This window comes from bacterium SCSIO 12643, assembly GCA_024398135.1.
GTDB lineage: Bacteria > Bacteroidota > Bacteroidia > Flavobacteriales_G > Salibacteraceae > CAJXZP01.
On the sequence record CP073750.1, the window covers coordinates 2,744,919 to 2,761,954 of the forward strand.

Here is a 17,036-nt window from a genome sequence, read left to right on the forward strand (position 1 = left end):
TTGATTTATACGAATAGCAAAATTTGAAAAAGTCTAACCGGGAGATGTATACTAATTGCGGATTGTTGTATGCTTTTTTCGAGAAATTAAATGTAGTAATTTATACTTTGGAAGGTATACACTCTAATTAAAAACTAATGGTAGTTTGAAAACTAAATGATTCTTTATTAGCTGTCATTTCATGCTCGAAGTCAATAGATATAAGTCCTTTTATTTTATAGGATTTTTCGTCAGTTTTTTGAAAGGATAGCTGTAAAATGTCAAAAGGGTTATGCACGTTTCCGACATATATTGAACCTTCAACGCTTGGATATTTATTACTTGTGATTATCATTCCATGCAAATCAGAAGGATTCGTTAGATTTAAGTCCAACCAGTCTATTAATAGACAAGTTTCTAAAGGTTGAGATTCGTATTCAAAGCCAGAGTTAAATGGATTTAAAGGAATTGTAATTTTATGGAATAGTGTTTTCTTTAGGCCCAGATGTTCATTTTCGAACCAGTATGTTTCAATTGTCCCGTTTTTAGTTTGTGTTTTCTTCTGTAAATCAATAGTTATTTTTTTATAGAGAGGAAGGTCTTGTTTTGAAGATTTCTTCTTGTTTTTAAAAAAGTCAAATATGCCCATTTTTAGTCTTTAGGAGGATAAAGGGAATTGTAATAAATTTTGCAAAGGGTAGCTATTTACAGCATATCATTTTTCGCTTTCTTTTTTCGTTTTTTCTCTTTTTTACCTCGAATAAAGAAGTACCCAGAAGTATTTCCACATGGACCTATTCTGAGTCTATGGCTTTTAAATTCTTGTTCTGAGATTTGTTCTCCTTTTGAGTCGAAATAGCTGGTCGAGAGCAATGTGCCATACTCATATTTTTCTACCTTGAATTCTCCAGTGTTAAGGTATGAAGTTCTGGTTCCGTGAAAGACAATACTGTCGACTTCAATTTCTGTAGTAAATACATTTCTTAGAATTCTATACTTTGGAAATTCTAGTATGGTAGGGTAGAGATAAGCCTGTGCTTCTTCTGTTAATACCGAGTCAGAAAAGGTTTTATATTCAACAAAGGCCTTGTTTGGAAATCGTTCGATAGTATCTATTTCGGTTCTTGTAGTTTGTTTTTGGGCCAGTAAAATCTGTCCAACTAAAGTCAAGATAATTATAGTAAGGATTCTTTTCATTTTAAAGGGGCTTTATTTCATTGACAATAACGTATGATAAACAGATTCAATTACTTTACTCATTCTTATTAAATCTAGAGTTTCTATGGTATCTGTAGTTTCATGATAGTTCTTATTGCGATAAAATGCAGTATCCGTAATCATCAGTGCACTATAATCAAACGCCCAATAATTTAAATGGTCAGAAAAATCAATGCCCGGGAGTTTAGCCGGAGCAGTAAACTTTTTGGTTTTGACTAATCGCTGATTTTTAAATCGAGCATTAAACTTTCTGGAGAATTTACCTTTAGAAAGTTTGTTGACTAAAGTAATATAATTACCTCTGTTTCCATATATCAATGAAAGCGGTTTGATCGGATAATCCTGAGATTTTTTTGAGTCATCAAAATAGCCAATCATTTCTAAACAAAACATCCCATAAACATCGGTTTGATTCTCATACAAGGATTTTGCATGAATATAACTTCCCATATTTTCTGTCCTGAAATATGGAGGCTCTTCCAGCGTATAAGCGACTAATTCTATCCGGTATTTTAACTTTTTACCTTGTAACAATTTTGCTAGTTCTAGTAGCCCAACAACACCGCTCGCATTATCATCGGCTCCATCCTGATCTCCACAAACGTCATAGTGCGCTCCAACAACAATGGTTTGTGCATTCTGGCTACCAAATACACAGACTACATTTTTGTATTCTGTTTGGCCAATTACATAAGGTTGATAATACACACTATCGGCATATTTATTAAAATCATTAAAGATGTAATCTGCCACGTAATTGAGTGTTTCAATGTTTTGATGATTTCGAGGGTGTTCTGTGTTTATGATTTGATTGAGGTGTTTTCTGATGCTAAGTGTATCTATCGGATTGGCATGCACACTATTTGCGAACAAAGCGATGATGGTAAGAATTAAGGTATACGTTTTCATAGTAAATATTGGTAATCACTAAGAGGTAACGGTTAAAGGTACATTTTTATTTTTCTGAATGACGAAGTTGAAGGGGACTATTTTTCCCAGTTTATTTTACTGGTGTTGTTTAGATAAATTAACCCATCAAAAGCTTTACCAATATCATTAGTCACCGTCTTATGAGTTCTCACCTGAGCACCTGCACCACTCATTGTTGTTAATTCGCTGTTGAGATATGTAATTAGCGTTTTATCTTTTCTGGCCTTTCTCAAATTTAAAAATGTATTGGGCTTTCCCATTGTTTGTAAGCAGTATGAAAATGTGCCTTTTAAAACTTCTTGATGACTAAAAGTTTCAAATCGCCAATTCCCGGTCTGCCCCGCATCAGCTGGATATGCAATAAACTCTCCAGTTCCGAAATCCGTTGCAATGTTAAAATAGGAGTCTCCGTATATTTTACGTAATTGGTGTCCTGTAACATCGACATTCCCATTATTTACCCAATCTCCAACATGTGCATTGTGTGCCCAATAAAGCGCTTTGGCTTGATTTTCATGAAAGTTCATAATCCACTCAATATTTTCGCCCATGTAGATATCTCGAAAATCTCCTTTTCTTCGTTGATTCGTTTGGTTAATTGTAGTTGCAAACTGTCCTAATACTTCTACCTGGTGATAAGCAATTTGAAAATCTTTTTCAGACGTTTTGTTTATGAAAAACTCTTGATTATCGATAAAATACTTTTTTAGATTGGCATATGAATTAAAACAATCTGTTTTTTCATTCTCTTCGAAACCTTGCCATAAATTGTGTTTTTGGAATCCGCTTATTTCATACTCCGATCCTACCTGATTCAAATAACCCTGAATTCTGTTTAAGTCGGAAACTATATACTGCATTTCACAACCATAGATGTATATTTTATCAGAGTGATTTTGATTGTATTCTTTGAGACGATTCATCATATGGTAGAACTCTTTGGTTCGATATCTCCATGTTTGATTACGTTCATTCATAATGAATTTTAAGTCATCATTTTTACCTTGAATAAAATCATTTAAATATTGACCTTCACCAAATCCTGTTTCCAAAATGAGAACCTTGAATCCATGCTTTCGCGATAGATACATCATTAATTCTTCTGCCAGGATGGTGAATTCAGCTGTTCCGTGGGTATCTTCTCCATATCCGACAATTTGAATATCATCTAATTCATTATCCAGGAAAGAGAATGAACCGGCCTTTATACCTTCAAATCCGGTAGCATATTTTTCTAATTCGGAGTTACATGGTTCAACCGATGTACTACTTAACAAAAACAGGGATAGAAAAAGTGTCCATATTATTTTCATAGGTTCTTAAATGCATTACGATTAGCGGCTAAAAATAAGTCTTTGTGTTTTCAAATTCGAGTATTAAGAGGTTAGATTGTATGGTTCACTTTTGGTATTAGAGATCAGTCTATTTTCTTAATTGTAAAAGCCAATACTAGACATGGAGTTTATTCGATTCCATATTTTGTTTTAACTTCTTTTCGCGTTTTATCATCAGTTATTTTTGTGTTTCCTTGACTTCCAAATATCTGATAATTATATTTTTCAGAATAAATTCTATCAATCAGATATTTCAAAGCTTCCTGACCCAATTCCTCATTTTCTACAGCAGTAACTACTACCGGCAGATATTTTTCCATGTAAGTCAAATTAGAATGTTGAATTACCTGCCACATTACGCTATTAAATTGATTCCCAACCAGTGTTCTGCCTATATAGGTTTGATACTTGTTGTAAAGGGAATCTATTTTTTGTTGGTTTATTAGGTCAAGTTTGTTTTGTACTTCATCATTGTATCTGTCTTTTTGGTCGGCTATACCAATCTGATTGATTACAGCTATCAGAGATTTATCTAATCCATTTTTATTCGCATATTCCTGAATGTTAAAGGCTTCTTTTTTTACACTCTGAGGATCATTATTACAAACTTCAAGTTGTTTTCTGAATTTAGACTCTATGTAATCATTGTATTTTTCGAATAAAGCTTCACAAGAGATTAAATATGCACAACTTCCTTCGGTTTGTATAAATTTATTGAAAGCAATATCTATGTACTTGTTAGATTCATTCACATTGTTGAATACCGTAAGAATATTCCAATAATCAGCTCTATCGGCCTTTTTGTTTTTTCTTATTCGATTTTGGGTTTCGTTCAAAAACAGCAATGCATCTTTATATAAACTTTCGGAAGCACCATTTTGCTCGGGTTCATAGTTTAGAATCTGCTGATCAAAGTTTTCATATGTCAATTCACTTTGTTTTTCCTGGGCTTTACAAGAAGTGATTAAAAGAATTGATCCTATTAAAAATAGATTTTTCATGTTGCATTGAATATTGTGCTTAGTAATTGGTTAAAACTTAGTTTTATGCTATTTTAGGTATTGTTATATATTGTTTATTCTTGATCAATCAAGATATGTGTTCTGTTTGATGACTAGTATTTTTTGGTCATTGATATAATAAATATGAGCTATAATCATTCTTAGTCCGATTCTAATTCTTATCCGGGTAACGTTTTCTTCGGTTTGTTCTTTGAAGTAGAATAATTCACCAGGATTATTTTGCTCAATATTCGAACTACAAATAAGTTTTCGTGATTTATCGGAATCTGAATCGAATTTCTTAAAGTAGAAAAAATTCTGGTTAGGTTTAATACAAGAATAAATGGTATCATTCAACTGAAGTTCAGAGACCTCTTTCTCAAAACACCAATTTAGATTGTTAGACTGGCCAAGCCCATCAAAATAGAATAGGGCTAGAAAACAACAAAGTACTAATATGAATCTAGATCTTCCCAAAGTCCATTAAATATAACAACTGGCTAAAGTTACATCTTTATTGGTTTAATTATGCCTGTGAAACATAGAATTAAAATATTGAAGAACTAGTCCTTAATTCCCGATGTTTGTAGATAAAACGGACTTTTATAATTTCTGAAGCAGGAGGGATTTATGTCTGGTCAATTATTTGCTTTGTATGATGTTCGAAATGTTTAACATAATCCTCAATCAAGTATTTCAAGTCCAACTTTTTATTGTTAGAAGTTATAATTTCATAATTAAGAGTTTCATCGGTTTGAAGTCTTACCACATCAATTATTCTTTTGTTAATCGCGATTAATAAATCCAGGATATCTTTTGTCTCAGCACCTTGATAATTATTTGCTTGTACTAATTCGTCTTGTCTATAAGATTTTAACTGGTAGGGTTTTTCTTCAAATTGAATTTCAGTGAATCTTTGAAGGTTATTAATACCTGAATCTACCAGGTGACCAAGTATTTCCTTTTTAGACCATTTTTTAGGATTCAATTTTAAGGAAAGTTCATCTTCCGAATACTTATTGATGTAATCCGCAGATTGATTAATTAATCGCTCAATTTTTCTGATGACTTTGATTTTTACCATTCGATTATTTCTTTATCTAATTCAATAATCCCGTTTTCTTCGTTTAATCTTCCATTTTCATAAAACTCAAGGATTCTATTCGCAACTACACTTGGCACCGTATCGGCATCAACCTGGGCAATTTTTGTTTTCATTTTTCCTGGATGAACACTTAAGAACTTAATTTCATCTTTAAATTCGTTTCTCAGACAGACGGTTAGCATATTTTGAGCAGCTTTTGCAATTCTATATGAGTAGCTAACCGTTATGTTTTCATATGTACCATTATTTTGTCTTGTAATAGAACCTAATCTGCTATTAAGATTCAATACAATTGGTGCTTTAGCTTTTAAAAGGTTTTCTTTTACAGCTTTGGTTGTTCTGAAAACACCAAGACAATGAATATTAAAGAGAGTTGAAATCTCTTCTGATGTTACGTGGTCTATTAAATGTGATTTACCACCAATACCTGCATTATTGATCAGTAAGTCAATCGGATTCTGTCCTATAGTTTTCTGAATGGAGTGAATAGATTGGTCAGACGATAAATCCGTAAGGATAATTCTTCCGTTTTTTGGTAGTTTAGGTTTTAACTTTTCGGCTTCTGATTTATTTCTTAGAATGCCATAAACAGTATATCCTTTTGAAATTAAAAGCTCAAATAACTCTTTGCCAAGTCCTCGATTAATCCCTGTAATCAGAACATTATTTTGCTTTTTCAAAGCCATAGTCTCTTTCAACTTTTGCAATTCTTGTTTTGTAGGATTGATACCACTTTTTTCTACCTTGTTCCCGAGCAAAGGAATGTTCCGCATTTTCCTTCCAGTTTTTAATAGCGGTCAAATCCTTCCAATAGGAGACCGTAATACCGACTTCGTTTCTTGCACTTTCTACTCCAAGAAACCCCTCTTGTTTACTTGCCAATTCAACCATTCGTTCCGCCATTTCTGAGTAATCCTCTACGTCTTCGGTATTGGTTGAAGTAAAAATAACAGCGTAGTATGGTGCTTCAGGTGTATTTGCTATCATAATGTTGTTTTTTTCTTTTATAATTCTTGAGTTGATATCCATTTTCTTGTGGGTTCAATCCAATCATTTAATGGTTTGTATAGAAAACCATGTCCTAAATGCGTTTTTAATTCTATTTGCTCAAATTTTGTAGTATAATTATCTTTATTTTTCCAATAATCGTAATTGCTTCCTGCAATGCTATCCGAGAGGTCATAGAAACACAAGACTTGCCCATGAAATTTCCAATTGTTATTCTTTTCTTGATATTCGTTATTTCCTGCAAGAAGGACATAATTAATTGGGTTCAGGTTAATATTTGAAATATGACTTGCGATTATTGCTCCTTTAGAAGCGCCAATTATGGTTATGTCTATTGGCTTAACACCCATGTTGATTAAACTATCAATTTCTGTAGAAACTTTATTGGAATAGGTTAGATAGTCTACATTTTCAGTCCTTACTTCAGCAATTACTATATGCTCCCTGGCTCTTAAAGCCATTACGATGCTGTCAAATTCGTACTTCCCATATTCAGGGCTGACGGCATCTTTTCCTTGAATTTCAATTATTCTACCGTGGAGATAATAAACGTACTTTTTTTTGTTTTGGACACTTGTACTACAAGCAATTAATAGTGTAAAAAGTATCCCAGAGATTAAGTATAATTTTTTCACTTTCAAAACATTATTTTCGGTTGTGTTTGCAATTATTTATGCAGTTTTTCTATTTACTGCCAACAAGTGTATAAAGGTAATAGTTCCATTTAGATAATTGCAAATGGCGGCAAACATTGTGGTTGGATATAAGTGTTGATGATGTTTTAAAGATTTGTAAACTAATATGATAAGATGCTCTCTGATTTGTATGTTCCATTTTGTGGGGTAGGGGGAGACTTATGTCGAACCAATTAGGTGAGGTTGGTTTGTTGAAAGAGTGTTTTCAGGAGTAGGCGAGAACAAGCAATTACTTATAGCCATTATAGTAAATCGTTTTAATTATTGGTTTGCAAAAAATGCTATTTGTATTGGCGGATTTCCGTTTTGATAAATTAGTATTAACTCGGTCTCATTCAATTTTTTTATAAGATAAGTTTTTGTAAGATCAATTTCACCGTTTTCAGGGTTGTTAATGTATCCTTCAGTATTCTTAAATAAAAAAGTGATTATATTATTTTGTTGGTCAAGAGTCCAAGTACCTATTCTTTTGGAACCAAAACCACAAGTAAAAGCACTAGCATAAATCACGGTGCTGTCCTTATTAATAGTCAAAAAATTCCAACCTCCTCTTCGTGTACCTCCATCACTTACATTTTCATTTATATCAATTTCACCTTCTTTCCATTCGTTAAAAATATGATCGTAATTGTAAGTTTGTCCTTGTGCTAAATTGACGGTGAATATTACGATTGATATGAAAATTAATGTTCTAAGCATGGAGTTTATTTTAAATGTTTGCCAACGATTTAAATAAAAATTGTACCGATTAGATAACTTAAACCGTGTCATTTTCAAATACAGCAGTCTGTTTGAAATCATACCATGCCCGTATTTTTTATTTTTTGTTAGCCTTAGTTTTTTACCAATTCATTTAATTCTATTAAATACTTTAATAGAATATCTTCATTCTGTTTATCGACCTCTTTATCAAATCTATTTTTAAGTTCTGTATGGTTTTCCAGAAGTTTTGATAAATTATGATCTGTCAATAGCATTTTATTACCTGTTTCCAATTCATATATAAGAGGGATCCTTAACATAGCTAACGTAGCCCCTTGTATAGCTCCTCCAACTGCTCCAAACATATAACCCAGTTCCTTATTATTCAATCCTAGTTCTTCCTTTATCTTTGGATTAGAAGGGTAAGCTGGCCTTAAAAAACAATATTTTCCATAATGTTCTACTTTTGCATACCACATTAATCCAGTTATTGGAATTCCGTTTAAATACAAAACATTATCACTGACAACTCCCCAAATCTCTTTTTTAATTATTTTCTTTGAAACTTGTTCGGATTCAATATAATAATCATTACCTCCAATAGCTTTGATTTGCCCAGTTGTTCTTTCAATAATTTTAAAGCTAGAATCATATGTAGGTTTGGATAGGTTAATTTCATTGAAATTCATATATCCTCCATTCTTTAGTTCTTGTGCATTACCGGATACAATTACAAAAAGAAATAATGTTATAAATAGAATTCTATTCCCCATAATTCTTGATTTAATTTTGTTTGATTTCATAGTTTACAAATGGTATAATTTAATTCATGGCTTAATCTAGCAAATTAAGGCTAACGTTTAGTATATGGCAAGTAGGGCATTAGAAAGTAATATACTATCAATTTTGCGCTGAGTCAAAGCGTTGTATTTTGTTTTTAATATCACGAATTTTTGTAAACCACCGAACGCCCTATATACTATATGCAGTTTTGTGTGTAGCTATTTTTTTCCAATTTCTGTTCTGATTCTGCTACTACATTCAATATATGGTTTTCACTTAGGAAGACATAATGCCTAAAATCTCCTGGAGAATCTATGAAGGTAAAAGTATCTGCTTTTATGTAGTCTAAGAAATTTGAGCTAGAGTAAATTCTCAGGTTATTTCCAGTAAAATTATCTCCTAGTTTGTCAGTGTAACTTTCGTCCAATACTGAATAACCGATATAACTATCAAACTTAATTTTATACCTATAATCCTTATTCATTAGAATCGGATGGGTAGGATCGAGATTTTGATTTCCAACATATACGTCTTCCTCTTTTTCAGAAACGACTCCACAAATCAGTTCAAATTCTAAAGAATTATCCACAGGTTTGTTAATTCAAGTTATAAAATAGTATTTAATAAGATAATTATTCTGATTTACATATTCCTATTTGTGGAGTCGGAGGGATCCCATTCGTTGGTTATTTACAAGCATAATATGAACCTTGGTTGAATAACCTTACTAAATTAGAATCAGATACCCATGGATACTTATTTTTAAAATTATTACAAAACTCATTTTCAATTTTTTTCCCATCCACTTTCCACGTATTTTTTGAATATAGATCGTAAATTAAGTTTAATCCATAATCTCTAGCACAAGAGCATTCACTATTGTACATTTCTAGTTGCGAGTTTGAAAGATTTGGAAATAACTTGATCAATCTATTATTTATAGGCTGACGTAGATTTTTTCCAAATTCCATAGAAAGATTCAGACCACTGTTTAGGATTTCATCAAGGAGTGCCATTTTCTTTTACATTTTAGTTAAGAATCAGATTCTAAAAATACTTTGAAACAATTATTTGAAGAAATAAAAGGACGTTAAGATTTTAGTGCTTTATAGGATTATTCCCTCCGGTCGTGATCCCATTCGTTGGTTATAATTCACAGATTTTGAAAGCCAAAATGCGATGCATTTTAGTGCTTTTTTATTCCCACTCCTCATTGGAGCACGCTTCATTCGGATGGAAATAAAAAAGCCGATTCATCAATTGATGAATCGGCTTTCAAAATCTGTGGAGTCGGAGGGATTCGAACCCTCGTCCAAACAAGCAAACATTGAGCTTTCTACAAGTTTAGTCAGTGCTTAATTTTCGAAAATAAGCTGGCCACTAACAGCCCACTTAAAACTTAGCTTCGTTAATCTCGAATTTGAACAGAAGCCGAACAAATCCTAACCCAACTTTAATGGTACCCTGGGTGAAATAAACCGCTAGGCAGGGTCTATCTCAGGGCATCTCGTCCCCCTACCTTGTAGAGTGGATGAAGCGTAATTCACTTGGTGAATTAGGCAGCAAGAGCGTAATTATTTTCGCCTGTTAAAATTTGCAGTATTGAATTAAAGAGCCATACCACAAGGCTCCACTTGCTTACAAAACGGTTGACCTCGCTGTCAAAACCAGTCGACCCCGATATTGCTGCAAATTAAATTGAATTGCAGTGACAAATACAATGAATAGATTAAAAAAAACTTAAAAAATGCATATATACCGCCTAATACAGCTAAAATGTGCTCATTTTGATCTATTTCCTCAAACCAAATCGATACGCAAGACCTGCGAGAATTAGTGTTTGTTCTTTGGAAGCTCCAATCTCTGACCTGATCGCCCAGTGGTCACTTAAGTTATAAGAGGCACCAAATTCAAACGTCCAGTTTTGCAACATCGTTTTTTTGATTTCATATTTGATTTCCGTATCAAATACTCCCGATTCGCTGAGACCTTCAGAAACTTCGGTTAATGCCGCATTTTTAATAGTAAGTACGCGATTTTCTGCGCGTAAGTCTGCAATTTGTTCTCTATCGTCAATTGGGTGTAAACTATTGATTAAATCCGTGTTGTCAGAAATGGTTTGTTGATTCGTTTCAATTCTGTTGTTAATCCCATTATTCACATTGGTTTCTAAATCTGGAAAAACTTCCGATAAATTGATTTGTCCACGGGTTCCTTTTGAATTGGTGAAATTTCGGTACATAAATCCTACATAGACCGCTAACTTTTTGTCTTTTCTTTTTCCCAGATTCCAATGTTCTCCCACGCGACCTGAAGCCGTTACCACTCCCACATTGTCTTCCAATAAGTCTGAAACAGTCCAACTGTAATTTGCATCAGCACTCACAAAATAGTTTCTGCCAAAACCATATACGAAAGTTCCACCTAGTCCATAGGCATTGGCTTTGAAGTTCACTTTAGATCCAAACGAAGGTAGTTGAAGTATATCGTTTCCGTCTCCATATGGTATTCTGGGAGCCAGTTCAACTTCAGTGGCTCCGGCACCGGTGGTGATGATTCCGTAAACGTTTAAAAAAGGAAATATCCAGGCATCCGGTCTAAAATTAAATCCGTTAAAGTATGCACGTACTTTTGTGAAGTTAAGCGTATTCACATTTATTTTCTCATCTATAAAATCTTGATGTGAACCATCTCCAACTGTGAGTTTGAATTGACTGATATCCAATCCGACAATAGTATTTACATACATTGCATTGATTCCGTATGGGAGTTGTAACTTATATCCACGTTCAGCGGCTTTTTGACCCCAGATGGGTAATTTATATTTCCATACCAGAGAATCTTGAGTTGGTTCTTGCTGCGCATAGGAAAAAGTACTTCCTGATATCAGAAGGCCTAAAACAAATAGTATGCGAATGGATTGTGGATAGTATAGTTGATTTCTCATGTTGGTCAATTAATTGTAAACTAAAAGTAATTAGACTTCGGACGAAAAACAAACAACCCATGGAATTTTATATTTCGGAGATATCGCATATGATGGTAATTTAAAGATGTTTAACACGATTTTTTACTGGATTTAAATTGATTTTCTCATTGAAAAATAAAGGATTGGTTGTAAAATTGCAATTATGAATAAGGACCTAAAACTTGCTATAATAAAGGAAGGGAAAACACCACCGGATATGCGTGTTCCATTGACACCTAAACAATGTGTTGAGGTGCAAGAAAAATTTCCACATATTGATTTATCGGTACAATCTTCCCAGGTACGTATATTTAAAGATGCTGAATATGCTGATCTGGGTTTACCTGTTAAAGAAGAGGTAAATGATGCGGATGTATTGATTGGGGTAAAAGAAGTTCCTATTGATATGTTGGTAGCGAATAAAACATATTTTTTCTTCTCGCATACCACTAAAGAACAACCTTATAACCGTGATCTTTTGAGAGCGATACTGGATAAAAATATTCGTATGATTGATTACGAAGGATTAACCAATGCGGCTGGAACACGATTAATTGGTTTTGGATATTATGCAGGTATCGTAGGGGCTTATAACGGAATTATGGCCTGGGGAAAAAGACATAAAAGTTTTGATTTATGTCCAGCTTTAGAATTGACCTCATTGGAGGATATGGCTAATGAATTAAAGAAAGCAAAATTACCTGCCATAAAAATTGCTTTAACCGGAGGAGGTCGTGTAGCGAAAGGTGTTTTGGACGTGATGGGTATGATGGGTTTAAAGAAAGTTTCAGCTGACGATTATTTAACTGAAACTTATGATGAGCCTGTGTATACGCAGCTGTTTGTTGATGATTACAATAAACGTAAGGATGGAGCTGTGAAACCTCGTTCTGATTTCTATACGAATTACAAGGAATACGATTCAGATTTTTTCAGATTTGCACGTGTAACAGATTTATACATTGCAGGGCATTTTTATGCAGAAGAATCTCCATTTATTTTCACCAGAGAAGAGGCCAAGCATCCGGAGTTTAAAATTCAGGTGGTGGCAGATATTAGTTGTGATATTGATGGACCAGTAGCATCTACGTTGAGACCCTCAACTATTGCAGATCCGTTATATGGATATATGGCATCTTCTGAGTCTGAAACGAATTATGATAATATGGACGCCATCACAGTAATGGCTGTGGACAATTTACCTTGCGAACTTCCATCAGCAGCTTCCGAAGGTTTTGGAAACGAAATGATTCAGCATATTTTGCCTCAATTATTGAATAATGATGCGGAAGGAATATTAGAGCGAGCGACTATTGCTAAAGATGGTCAGTTGACTGAGCATCATCAATATTTACAGAATTACGTAGACGGAAAGTAAATTTATACTTCCTGATATCGGAAACAATCTACAGTATGGTCATTGATAAGCCCGCATGCTTGCATGTGGGCATACATAATTGTGCTACCACAAAACTTAAACCCTCTATTTTTCATGTCTTTGCTTAGTGCATCGCTTTCCGGTGAAGTTGCAGGTACTTCATTCATAGTTTTCCATTGATTAACAATAGGGGAGTGGTGGACAAAGCTCCATATATACTGGTCAAATGATCCAAATTCTTTTTGGACTTCAATAAATTTTTGAGCGTTAGTAACAGCTCCTCTGACTTTGAGTTTATTTCTGATGACTCCAGGATCCTGGAGAATGCTTTGGATTTTTTCCTCAGTAAATTGAGCTACTTTATGGACGTCAAATTCAGCAAAGGCTTTTCGGTAACCTGATCTGCGTTTTAGAATTGTGGCCCAGCTGAGTCCGGCTTGCGCACCTTCTAATATGAGAAATTCAAAATGGGTACGATCATTATGAACGGGAACGCCCCATTCTTCATCGTGATATTTTTCGTAAGCTTCAAATTGATTTAGACACCAGTCACATTTTTTCTTCATTTCCGAAAATTATTAAAATGAACTGAAGTATAGATAGGAGGGGCTAAAAAAAGAATAGCCGTCTTTCACAAATCAAAAAAGTAAAGGACGGCTACTCGTTAAAATATGCGTAAGGTGTTAACCCAAATAAGGACGTAGTTGATGGCATCTTGAAGATGTTTTTAATCTTCTTAATGCTTTTTCTTTAATCTGACGTACACGCTCGCGCGTTAATCCGTACATCATTCCAATTTCTTCTAGAGTGTGGGGTGGTTTGGTTTCTAATCCAAAGTATAATCTTAATACATCCGATTCACGTTTAGCCAGCGTAGATAATGATCTTCTGATTTCTTGTTTAAGTGATTCTGAGATTAGATTTTGATCAGGATGTGCTTCATCATTTTCTTTATACATGTCATACATGCTACGCTCATCACCATTATCACTGGATACAGGAGCATCCATGGAAACATGCCTTTGACTTTGACGCAATGAATTTTTAACGTCCGCAATTGGTAAGTCCATAATATCAGCAATTTCATCTGCTGTTGGTGGACGTTCCATATCTTGTTCTAATTTGGAAAAGACCTGATTGATTTTGGTGATTGCACCGATTTTATTCAATGGAAGTCTAACAATTCTGGATTGTTCTGCCAATGCTTGTAAAATGGATTGACGAATCCACCATACTGCGTAAGAAATAAATTTAAATCCTCTGGTCTCATCAAACTTCTTTGCAGCTTTAATCAATCCTAAATTACCTTCATTGATTAAATCAGGAAGCGTGAGTCCTTGATTCTGATATTGTTTAGCCACAGAAACCACAAATCTTAGGTTGGCTCTGGTCATCTTGTCTAAAGCTTCTTTGTTTCCAGCCCTGATTTGTTGTGCCAATTCGACTTCTTCCTCAGCAGTAATCAAACTTAAACGTCCAATTTCTTGAAGATACTTCTCTAACGATGCCGTTTCACGGTTCGTGATCTGTTTTGTTATTCGTAATTGTCGCATACCTAGGTAATTTAGTTTTTCTCTATTATCAGGGTATAAGAAGTTGATTGAAAAGAGAGGCAAACTGACGTAAACCCAGTTCATTACCTGTATCTAATAGAGGTATACGAAAAAAGCCACCAAAAGGTTTGGTGGCTTTTCAAAAAAAATATATAAAAATGCTAATTAATCATTTTTAGGCTTGTCTAACAGGACTTTACGAGATAATCTTAATTTTCCGGTTTTAGGATCCATACCAATTAATTTCACTTCAACTTCCTGTCCAACTTCTAAATGGTCTTCTGTTTTTTCAACTCTTTCCCATGCAATTTCAGAGATATGCAATAATCCATCTTTACCTGGGATGATTTCAACAAAAGCACCATAAGGAGCTACCGCTTTTACTTTTCCTTTATAAGTTTCTCCAACTTCAGGAACCGCAACGATACCTTTAATTCTAGCCATTGCTTGATTTAATGACTCCGCATTATTTGCAAATACTTCAACTACACCTTTGTTATCTACTTCTTCGATTACAATAGTAGTTTCAGTCTCAGCTTGAATCTCCTGAATGATTTTTCCACCAGGACCGATTACCGCACCGATCATGTCTTTTGGAATATCAATTGACTCGATACGTGGCGCATTTGGTTTTAAGTCGGTGTTGTAAGTCGTCATTGTTTTTGCCATTTCACCAGCAATATGTAAACGACCTTCTTTTGCTTGCATCAATGCCTGACGCAATACTTCCATTTTTAAACCATCTACTTTGATATCCATCTGACAAGCAGTGATACCTTTATCTGTACCGGTTACTTTAAAGTCCATATCTCCAAGAGCATCTTCATCACCTAAGATATCGGTCAAAACAGCAAACTTGTCATCTGATTCGTGAATCAATCCCATCGCAATACCAGAAACTGGTTTTTTCATAGGAACTCCGGCATCCATTAATGCCAATGATCCGGCACATACAGTAGCCATTGAAGAACTACCATTTGATTCTAAGATATCAGATACGACTCTGATGGTATAAGGGAAATCTTCAGGAACCATTGGAGTCAATGCTCTTAAAGCTAAATTTCCGTGACCAATTTCTCTACGGCTTACACTTCTGATAGGACGTGCCTCACCAGTTGAGAAAGGAGGGAAGTTATAGTGTAACATGAACTTCTGAGAACCTTTCATAAAAGCACCATCCACGTTTTGTGCATCTAATTTAGTTCCTAAAGTAACTGTAGTTAAAGATTGTGTTTCCCCACGAGTGAAGATAGAAGAACCATGAGTTCCTGGTAAGTAACCGACTTCAGTCCAAATTGGTCTTACTTCATTTGTTGCACGACCATCTAAACGGGTACCGTTTTGTAAAACAACATCTCTAACCGCTTTTTTCATTACTTTTTTGAAGTACTGATCGATTAGGAAATCATACTCTTCTAAAATTTCTTCGCTTAAACCTTCTTTAAGTTCTGCTTTAATCGCGCTGAATTTTTCACTTCTTTCAGATTTTGCAGTAGCTGCAGACGCGATTTCAAATATCTTAGAATAACACTTATCTTGAATTTCTTTTAAAAGATCTTCGTTTGATTTTTCGTGACAGTATTCACGTTTTTCAGCAGCGCCAGGAACCTGAGCAGCTAAATCAACCTGAGCCTGACATTGAACTTTGATTGCTTCATGTCCGAATGAAATAGCCTCGATCATTTCATCTTCAGAAATTTCACTCATTTCACCTTCCACCATCATGATGTTATCTGAAGTACCAGCTACCATCAAGTCGATATCAGCAAGTTCTAATTCTTCGTTGGTTGGATTGATGACCAATTTACCATCGATACGTGCCACTCTACATTCAGAAACAGGAGCCACAAATGGAATATCAGATACAGCAATTGCTGTCGAAGCTGCCAAACATGCTAATGCATCTGGCATTGTTTTTAAATCAGAAGATATTAATTGAACAAATACTTGAGTATTTGCATGAAAATCATCAGGGAATAATGGACGTAAAGCACGGTCAATTAATCTTGCAGTTAAGATTTCACTTTCAGACGGACGAGTTTCTCTTTTGATAAATCCTCCTGGAAATCCTCCTACAGCAGGGTATTTTTCACGGTATTCAACGGTCAATGGTAAGAAGTCCATATCTTCTTTGACTTCTTTATCGCTTACTACTGTTGCTAAGATCATAGTATCGCCTTGACGAACTACCACAGATCCATCAGCTTGTTTGGCTAATTTGCCAGTTTCTAAAACGATTTCTTTTCCGGCCGTTTCAAACCTTTGTTCAATAGCTTTCATATTTATTTAATTGCGGGCACTAACCCAGTGTTTATAATAGCACGCCCAACTCGGACGATTTGTTTTTTGCGTAAAATACGGAATCTCAGAAGGAGTCGCAGT

At 34.5% G+C, this 17,036-nt stretch carries 18 protein-coding genes and 1 other RNA gene; 1 reads left to right on the forward strand and 18 read right to left on the reverse strand.

What is annotated here, in order from left to right; all coding sequences use genetic code 11:
• Window positions 1–127: 127 nt before the first annotated feature.
• From KFE94_11900 to KFE94_11970, 15 genes are all read right to left on the reverse strand, one after another.
• Window positions 128–559, reverse strand: a complete 432-nt coding sequence (locus KFE94_11900; protein UTW68269.1) for a hypothetical protein — start codon at window positions 557–559, stop codon at window positions 128–130.
• Between the two features lie 125 nt (window positions 560–684).
• The gene (locus KFE94_11905; GenBank protein ID UTW65357.1) at window positions 685–1,176 is read right to left on the reverse strand and encodes a hypothetical protein; all 492 of its coding nucleotides are present in this window, start codon (window positions 1,174–1,176) and stop codon (window positions 685–687) included.
• A gap of 12 nt (window positions 1,177–1,188) precedes the next feature.
• A complete protein-coding gene (locus tag KFE94_11910) occupies window positions 1,189–2,106 on the reverse strand; it encodes a M28 family peptidase (protein UTW65358.1) in 918 nt (305 codons plus the stop codon).
• A gap of 77 nt (window positions 2,107–2,183) precedes the next feature.
• The gene (locus tag KFE94_11915) at window positions 2,184–3,440 is read right to left on the reverse strand and encodes an erythromycin esterase family protein (GenBank protein ID UTW65359.1); all 1,257 of its coding nucleotides are present in this window, start codon (window positions 3,438–3,440) and stop codon (window positions 2,184–2,186) included.
• A 149-nt stretch (window positions 3,441–3,589) separates the two neighbouring features.
• The gene (locus KFE94_11920) at window positions 3,590–4,462 is read right to left on the reverse strand and encodes a hypothetical protein (protein UTW65360.1); all 873 of its coding nucleotides are present in this window, start codon (window positions 4,460–4,462) and stop codon (window positions 3,590–3,592) included.
• Between the two features lie 628 nt (window positions 4,463–5,090).
• Window positions 5,091–5,546: a DinB family protein gene (locus KFE94_11925; GenBank protein UTW65361.1), complete on the reverse strand. Its 456-nt coding sequence runs from the start codon at window positions 5,544–5,546 to the stop codon at window positions 5,091–5,093.
• Entirely contained in the window at window positions 5,540–6,265 is a 726-nt protein-coding gene (locus KFE94_11930; protein UTW65362.1) for an SDR family NAD(P)-dependent oxidoreductase, read from the reverse strand. The genes KFE94_11925 and KFE94_11930 overlap by 7 nt, the downstream gene beginning before the upstream one ends.
• Window positions 6,231–6,554, reverse strand: a complete 324-nt coding sequence (locus KFE94_11935; protein ID UTW65363.1) for an antibiotic biosynthesis monooxygenase — start codon at window positions 6,552–6,554, stop codon at window positions 6,231–6,233. Before KFE94_11935 ends, KFE94_11930 begins: the two co-directional genes overlap by 35 nt.
• A 17-nt stretch (window positions 6,555–6,571) precedes the next feature.
• Window positions 6,572–7,210, reverse strand: a complete 639-nt coding sequence (locus KFE94_11940; protein UTW65364.1) for a hypothetical protein — start codon at window positions 7,208–7,210, stop codon at window positions 6,572–6,574.
• Between the two features lie 321 nt (window positions 7,211–7,531).
• Window positions 7,532–7,969, reverse strand: a complete 438-nt coding sequence (locus KFE94_11945) for a hypothetical protein (protein UTW65365.1) — start codon at window positions 7,967–7,969, stop codon at window positions 7,532–7,534.
• A 134-nt stretch (window positions 7,970–8,103) separates the two neighbouring features.
• Entirely contained in the window at window positions 8,104–8,745 is a 642-nt protein-coding gene (locus KFE94_11950) for a hypothetical protein (GenBank protein UTW65366.1), read from the reverse strand.
• A gap of 206 nt (window positions 8,746–8,951) precedes the next feature.
• Window positions 8,952–9,344 carry a hypothetical protein gene (locus KFE94_11955; protein UTW65367.1) on the reverse strand — a complete coding sequence of 131 codons (393 nt, stop codon included), beginning with the start codon at window positions 9,342–9,344 and terminating at the stop codon, window positions 8,952–8,954.
• A gap of 97 nt (window positions 9,345–9,441) precedes the next feature.
• Entirely contained in the window at window positions 9,442–9,771 is a 330-nt protein-coding gene (locus tag KFE94_11960) for a hypothetical protein (protein UTW65368.1), read from the reverse strand.
• Between the two features lie 266 nt (window positions 9,772–10,037).
• Window positions 10,038–10,434: a transfer-messenger RNA gene (ssrA, locus tag KFE94_11965) on the reverse strand.
• A gap of 113 nt (window positions 10,435–10,547) precedes the next feature.
• The gene (locus KFE94_11970) at window positions 10,548–11,702 is read right to left on the reverse strand and encodes a hypothetical protein (protein ID UTW65369.1); all 1,155 of its coding nucleotides are present in this window, start codon (window positions 11,700–11,702) and stop codon (window positions 10,548–10,550) included.
• Window positions 11,703–11,886: 184 nt separating this feature from the next.
• Here KFE94_11970 and KFE94_11975 point away from each other — a divergent pair, with 184 nt between their 5' ends.
• Window positions 11,887–13,101, forward strand: coding sequence for an alanine dehydrogenase (locus KFE94_11975; protein ID UTW65370.1), 1,215 nt, complete (start codon window positions 11,887–11,889; stop codon window positions 13,099–13,101).
• 2 nt (window positions 13,102–13,103) lie between these two features.
• Here KFE94_11975 and KFE94_11980 read toward each other — a convergent pair whose 3' ends face one another.
• From KFE94_11980 to KFE94_11990, 3 genes are all read right to left on the reverse strand, one after another.
• The gene (locus KFE94_11980; protein UTW65371.1) at window positions 13,104–13,667 is read right to left on the reverse strand and encodes a DNA-3-methyladenine glycosylase I; all 564 of its coding nucleotides are present in this window, start codon (window positions 13,665–13,667) and stop codon (window positions 13,104–13,106) included.
• Between the two features lie 117 nt (window positions 13,668–13,784).
• Entirely contained in the window at window positions 13,785–14,654 is an 870-nt protein-coding gene (locus KFE94_11985) for an RNA polymerase sigma factor RpoD/SigA (protein UTW65372.1), read from the reverse strand.
• Window positions 14,655–14,819: 165 nt separating this feature from the next.
• Window positions 14,820–16,934 (reverse strand): polyribonucleotide nucleotidyltransferase, encoded by a 2,115-nt coding sequence (locus KFE94_11990; GenBank protein ID UTW65373.1) that lies wholly within the window; start codon window positions 16,932–16,934, stop codon window positions 14,820–14,822.
• Between the last annotated feature and the right edge of the window lie 102 nt (window positions 16,935–17,036).